At 75.4% G+C, this 4,511-nt stretch carries 3 protein-coding genes and 1 pseudogene; all 4 read left to right on the plus strand.

Annotated elements, in window-relative coordinates:
* Nucleotides 1-6: 6 nt before the first annotated feature.
* A complete protein-coding gene (locus tag KBX39_RS24130) occupies nt 7-855 on the plus strand; it encodes a TlyA family RNA methyltransferase (protein WP_210872643.1) in 849 nt (282 codons plus the stop codon).
* Nucleotides 852-1,736: an NAD kinase gene (locus tag KBX39_RS24135; protein ID WP_043324900.1), complete on the plus strand. Its 885-nt coding sequence runs from the start codon at nt 852-854 to the stop codon at nt 1,734-1,736. The genes KBX39_RS24130 and KBX39_RS24135 overlap by 4 nt, the downstream gene beginning before the upstream one ends.
* A gap of 601 nt (nt 1,737-2,337) precedes the next feature.
* Nucleotides 2,338-4,095: a DNA repair protein RecN gene (gene recN / locus KBX39_RS24140; protein WP_069089174.1), complete on the plus strand. Its 1,758-nt coding sequence runs from the start codon at nt 2,338-2,340 to the stop codon at nt 4,093-4,095.
* Between the two features lie 118 nt (nt 4,096-4,213).
* A pseudogene (locus KBX39_RS24145) lies at nt 4,214-4,511 on the plus strand (hypothetical protein); the annotation flags it as partial.

Consider the following 4,511-nt stretch of genomic DNA (forward strand, 5'->3'; position numbering starts at 1 on the left):
CACCTGATGGCTCGTCGGACCCGGCTGGACGCCGCACTGGTCCGGCGCGGGCTGGCCCGCTCCCGGGAACAGGCCGCCGCGCTCGTGGAGGCCGGTCGCGTCCAGCTGCGCGGAGTGCGGGCACGCAAGCCCGCGGCGATGGTCGACCCGGCCGATCCGCTGCTGGTGACCGGAGAGGACCCGGCCGACGAGTACGTCTCCCGGGGCGGCCACAAGCTGGCCGGCGCGCTCGCCGCGTTCGCCCCCGGCGGGCTGACCGTCACCGGCCGGCGCTGCCTGGACGCGGGCGCGTCGACGGGCGGGTTCACCGACGTGCTGCTGCGCGGCGGCGCGGCCGAGGTGGTCGCCGTGGACGTCGGCTACGGGCAGCTCGCCTGGTCGCTGCGCACCGACGAGCGGGTGCGGGTGTTCGAGCGTACGAACGTGCGTACGCTCACGCCGGAGGCGATCGGCGGCCCGGTCGACCTGACGGTGGCCGACCTGTCGTTCATCTCGCTGCGTCTGGTGCTGCCCGCGCTGGCCGCGTGCACCGGCCCCGGCGGCGACCTGGCGCTGATGGTCAAGCCGCAGTTCGAGGTCGGCAAGGAGCGCGTCGGCGCCGGCGGCGTGGTCCGCGACCCGGCGCTGCGCGCCGAGGCGGTGCTCGACGTGGCCGCCGCGGCCGCCGGGCTCGGCCTCGGCCTCGCCGGAGTGGCGGCCAGCCCGCTGCCCGGGCCGAGCGGCAACGTCGAGTTCTTCGTATGGTTGCGCGGGGACGCGCCCGCCGCGGACCCGGAGCGGGTCCGCGCGGTGGTGGCCGCCGGCCCGCAGGGCGCCGCCACCACGGCGGCCACGACCGAGGAGGTGTCCGGGTGAGCCGCACCGCGCTGCTGGTGACGCACACCGGCCGTCGACGCAGCACCGAGCATGCGCGCGCGGTGGCCGCCGACCTGATCGCCGCCGGTTTCGAGGTGCGGGTGGTGGCCGAGGAGGCCGACGACCTGGACCTGCCCGGTGTGGTGCCGGTGACCGGCCCGGAGGCGGCCGAGGGCGCCGAGATCGTCTTCGCGCTCGGCGGGGACGGCACGTTCCTGCGCGCGGCCGAGCTGGCCCGTCCGGCGAAGGTCCCGCTGCTGGGCATCAACCTCGGCAAGGTCGGCTTCCTCGCCGAGGCGGAGATCGACGACCTGGACACCGCGGTACGCGACGTGGTCGAGCGTAACTACAGCGTGGACGAACGGCTCACGCTGGACGTCACCGCCGAGTTCGAGGGCGGGCCGACCATCGAGTCGTGGGCGCTCAACGAGATCAGCGTGGAGAAGGGCGAGCGCGCCCAGATGCTGGAGCTGCTCGTCGACGTGGACGGCCGGCCGCTGTCCCGGTACGGCTGCGACGGCGTGATCTGCGCGACCCCGACCGGCTCCACCGCGTACGCGTTCTCCGGCGGCGGGCCGGTGGTCTGGCCCGAGGTGGAGGCGCTGCTGCTGGTGCCGATCAGTGCGCACGCGTTGTTCAGCCGCCCGCTGGTGACCGCGCCGACGTCGACGTTCGTCATCACCGTCGACCCGTTCACCACCCTCGCGGTGCTCTGCTGCGACGGCCGGCGTGTCTACGACCTGCCGCCGGGCGCCCGGGTCACGGTGCGCCGGGGCACGTTGCCGGTGCGCATCGTGCGGTTGCGGGCGCGTCCGTTCACCGACCGGCTGGTGGCCAAGTTCGACCTGCCCGTCCAGGGCTGGCGGGGCAACCGTCGCTGACCGACGGATCAGCGGAAACCTCCGTTCGGACCACCGGTCCGGGCCGCCGCGCACGTTACGGTGAGCGTACGGGCCGCGATGAGGTGAGTCCGGGTGCGGCGGTGAGGCCCGCCGCTTCCGGATGCGCGGCCCGGATGTCGCGGGCTCGGCCAGGGGGTGGTCGGGGCCGCGACGGTCGGGACGCCGGAGTGTCGTAGCCGGCCGCGGCGGGCGGACCGGCGCGCCGCGCCCGATCGGGTGTCGACCCCGGTCGGGCGGACAGGTCGTGCAGCCGCCGCCGGAGGAAGCGGCGGCGCGCGAGCTGGGCGACGCGATCTCCGGCGTCCCGGCCCTCTACCGCGCTGCGCTCGTGTCCACCTGGCGACATGTCGCCGGTGCGGCGGCCATCAGGTCGGCCGGCCGCCGTGCACCAGTGGGCAGGTCGCGGTGCGACCGTCCACCACGGCCGGTCGGCGGCCCAGCCGCTGCGCGAACTCACCGGCCGGGGTCGTCTTCGCCCGTACCGGGCTGCGGTGGAGCTCCTCCTCGTCCGGGGTCGGGTGCCCGCGGCTCGACCTGCCGGCTGGTCAACTGTCACACGGCGGGGCTACTGTCGGGTGCTGTGCTGGAAGAGCTGCGCATCACCGGACTGGGCGTCATCGAGGACACCACGCTGCCGCTGGCCGCGGGGATGAACGTCATCACCGGCGAGACCGGCGCCGGCAAGACCATGGTGGTGACCGGCCTCGGCCTGCTCTTCGGCGGCCGCGCCGACGCCGGCCGGGTGCGCGCCCAGCCGGGCCGCGCCGTGGTGGAGGGCCGGCTGCGCCTCGGTGGGCGGGTGGCCGAGTCGGTGCACGCCCGCATCGTTGACGCCGGCGGTGAGCCCGACGAGGACGGCTCGCTGCTGCTCAGCCGCACCGTGACCATCGAGGGGCGTTCCCGCGCGCACCTGGGCGGGCGGGCCATGCCGGTGTCCACGCTCGGTGAGGTCGGCGAGCAGGTGCTGGCCGTGCACGGCCAGTCCGACCAGCTGCGGCTGCTGCGCCCGGCCGAGCAGCGGGCCTCGCTCGACCGGTTCGCCGGGCCCGAGCACGAGAAGCTGCTCGACGCGCTGCGCGAGACGTACGCCCGGTGGCGCACCGTCGTCGACGACCTGGCCGACCGGCGGCGCAACGCGCGCGAACGCAACCAGGAGGCCGACCTGCTGCGGCTGGGCCTGGACGAGATCACCCGGGTCGATCCGCAGCCGGGGGAGGACGACGAGCTGAAGGCGGAGGCGCAGCGGCTGGAGCACGCCGAGGGGCTGCGTACCGCCGCGCAGGTGGCGCAGCAGTGCGTGGCCGGCGGCGTCGAGGCGGCCGACGACGCGCCGGACGCGACGGCGCTGCTGGGCACCGCGCGGCGCACGCTGGAGGCGCAGGCCGGCACCGACCCGGCGCTGGGCGAGCTGGCGGCCCGGCTGGAGGAGGCCGCCACGCTGGTCACCGACGTGGCCGCGGAGCTGTCCACCTACCTGGCCGCGCTGGACGCCGACCCGGCCCGCCTGCAGACCGTCTACGAGCGGCGGGCCGCGTTGCGCGGGCTCACCCGCAAGTACGCCGACGACGTCGACGGCGTGGTGGCGTGGGCCGAGCGGGCCCGCACGCGGCTGTCCGATCTGGACACCTCCGACGAGCTGCTGGACGAGCTGGACCGCGAGGCCACCCGGCTCGCCGGTGAGGTGGCCGACCTCGCCGGCCGGGTGTCGGCGTCCCGGCGGGAGGCTGCGGTCCGCTTCGCCGAGGAGGTCACCGTCGAGCTGGCCGGGCTGGCCATGCCGCACGCCCGGATCGAGGTGGCGGTGCTGCCCCGTCCGGCGGGCCGGTCCGAGCCGAGCCTGCCGGTCAACGGCGTCGAGACCGGCGTCGGCGCGGACGGCGCCGACGAGGTGGAGCTGCGGCTGCTGGCCCACCCGGGCGCGCCGGCGCTGCCGTTGCAGAAGGGCGCCTCCGGCGGCGAGCTGTCCCGGGTGATGCTCGCCATCGAGGTGGTCTTCGCCGGTTCCGGCGGCCCGCCCACGCTGGTGTTCGACGAGGTTGACGCGGGTGTCGGCGGTCAGGCCGCGGTGGAGATCGGCCGCCGGCTGGCCCGGCTGGCCCGCAGTCATCAGGTGCTCGTGGTCACCCACCTGCCGCAGGTCGCCGCGTTCGCCGACCGGCACCTGGTGGTGGCCAAGGACACCGGTGGAGCGGTCACCACGAGCGGGGTGCGCGTGGTGGAGGACACCGAGCGCGCCCGGGAACTGGCCCGGATGCTCGCCGGTTTGCCGGACTCGGATCTGGGTATCGCCCATGCCGAGGAGCTCCTGGCCGTGGCGGCCAAGGAAAGGCGTCCGTGATACCCCGATTGTGAGCGCAAGCACACCGGCGCGGGTTCCGGTGTGCTTCCCTGGGTAGGCGGCCCTGCTCAGGCATGTCGCGACAGCAAAACCTGCCTCACATGCCAGGATGGTCACGATGCGTCTACCCATACTGCGCCGGAGCCGGAACCCGGAGCCGGGCTCCATCGTCGGCACCGCGCGCCTCGACCGCCGGACGAAACGGCTGGTCGGGCGGCTGCGCCCCGGCGACATCGCGGTCATCGACCACGTCGACCTGGACCGGGTGGCGGCCGACTCGCTCGTCGCGGTGGGTGTGGCGGCGGTGCTCAACGCCAAGCCGTCGGTCTCCGGCCGCTATCCCAACCTCGGCCCGGAGGTGCTGATCTCGGCCGGCATCCCGCTGCTGGACGATCTCGGCGAGAGCGTCTTCGAGC

Source organism: Micromonospora sp. D75, from assembly GCF_018070405.1.
GTDB lineage: Bacteria > Actinomycetota > Actinomycetes > Mycobacteriales > Micromonosporaceae > Micromonospora > Micromonospora chalcea.

Bases quoted from the DNA above. Each gene is read 5' to 3' on its own strand.
- KBX39_RS24130 (WP_210872643.1), top strand. From the start codon at position 7: ATGGCTCGTCGGACCCGGCTGGACGCCGCACTGGTCCGGCGCGGGCTG.